The organism is Arhodomonas sp. KWT, assembly GCF_010993615.1.
Genome location: NZ_WNXE01000775.1, coordinates 1 through 788, shown reverse-complemented (window position 1 = coordinate 788; position 788 = coordinate 1). Strand labels below are relative to the sequence as shown.

The following is a 788-nucleotide window of genomic DNA, read 5'->3' as shown; positions in this document are numbered from 1 at the left end:
AGCTGGTTGTGGTGGAACTCGACCACGTGCATGAACGCCCGCACGGCGCCCTCGGGGGTGGTGTACGTGGGGATGCCGGCCTCGGCGAACTGCCGCCGTGCCGGCACCGCCAGGAAGTCGCCGACCCAGCTCGTGAGCACCGGCTTGCGCCCGCGCCGGCGGTGACGGCCGAGCGTGGAGACGATCGCCCCCGCCGCCTCGCCGGGGTCGGCGATGGCGGTGGGGCAGTTGAGCGCGAGCACCGCGTCCACCTCGCGGGCGGCCATCAGGGTCTCCAGGGCCTGGCTGTAGCGCTCGCCGGGGGCGTCCCCGATGATGTCCACCGGGTTGCCGCGGGACCAGGTCGCCGGCAGGTGCTCGTTGAGCTTCTCGACGGTCTCCTCGGAGAGCTCCGCGAGATGGCCGCCGCGCTCTATCAGCGCGTCGGTGGCGAGCACGCCCATGCCGCCGCCGTTGGTGAGGATGGCGAGGCGGTCGCCGTTCGGCGTGGGCGCGAGAGCCAGTGTCTCCACCGCCGCGAACAGCTCGCCGAGGGTGTCCACCCGGAGCATGCCGGCGCGCCGGAAGGCGGCGTCGTAGACCTTGTCGGAGCCCGCCAGCGCCCCGGTGTGTGAGGCCGCGGCCCGTGCGCCCTCGGCATGGCGGCCGGATTTCACCACGATCACCGGTTTCATGCGCGAGGCCGCGCGGGCCGCCGACATGAACTTGCGCGCATCGGTGATGGCCTCGACGTAGAGGAGGATCGCGCCGGTGTCCGGGTCGTTGGCCAGGTAGTCGAGGAGGTCGCC

At 73.0% G+C, this 788-nt stretch carries 1 pseudogene; it reads right to left on the bottom strand.

Annotated features, from left to right (window positions below):
- A pseudogene (locus tag G7A99_RS22325) lies at nucleotides 1–788 on the bottom strand (GNAT family N-acetyltransferase); the annotation flags it as partial.